This window comes from Rhizobacter sp. P5_C2 (assembly GCF_054049715.1).
The window spans coordinates 1-884 of the sequence record NZ_JBFULV010000255.1; the positions used below are offsets into that span (position 1 = coordinate 1).

Annotated in this window: 1 protein-coding gene; it reads left to right on the forward strand. The window is 74.9% G+C overall.

Features of this window, described 5'->3' with window-relative positions; translation table 11 throughout:
• Window positions 1-884: ATP-binding protein (locus tag ACXJLU_RS33460; protein WP_457338024.1), on the forward strand; the 884-nt coding region annotated here is incomplete at both ends.

The window sequence follows — 884 nt, forward strand, 5'->3', positions numbered from 1 at the left end:
GGCCGACACCGCGGCGCGCCTCGGCCGCCACCGCATCGCCGCGTCGGCCGAACTGCACCTGCCGGCCGGCCGCGTGCTGGAGATCCTGAGCCACCCGATGCCCGATGGCGGCTGGGTCGCCGTCTGCCGCGACCTGAGCGCCCGACGCGCGATGGAGGCGCAGTTGCGCCAGGCGCAGCGCATGGAGGTGCTGGGCCAGCTGACCGGTGGCGTCGCGCACGACTTCAACAACTTCCTGAGCGCGATCCTCGGCAACCTGGAGCTGCTGCGCAACCGGCTGGCCGGCGACGCTCCGACCGCCGCGCTGGCCGTCCGCGCGCACAAGGCGGCCGAATCGGCGGCCGGGCTGTCGCGGCGGCTGCTGGTGTTCGCGCGGCGCCAGCCGCTGGAGGTCGAGGCGGTGTGCGTGGACGACATGCTGGCCGAGATGCAGGACCTGGTCGAGTACAGCGTCGGGCCGGCGATCGAGGTGCGGATCGACGAGGGCGGCGACGCGTCGCTGTCGGTGCAGGCCGACCGCGGCCAGCTGGAGAACGCGCTGCTGAACCTGGCGTTGAACAGCGCCGCCGCGATGCCGCACGGCGGCAGGCTGACGCTGTCGATCGCGCACGCCGCGCACAGCGCCTGTGTCGCCCCGGCCGGGGAGGCGGTCGTGGTCCGCGTGCACGACACCGGCCATGGCATGCCGGCCGAGGTGCAGGCGCGCGTGGCCGAACCGTTCTTCACGACGAAGGCGCCCGGCCAGGGCAGCGGGCTGGGACTCGCGATCGTCGACGGCTTCATGCGCCAGTGCGGCGGCAGCCTCGTGCTGCACAGCGCCGAAGGCCGCGGCACGACGGCCGAGCTGTGGCTGCCGGCCTCGCGTGCCGGCGCAGTGGCGGCGG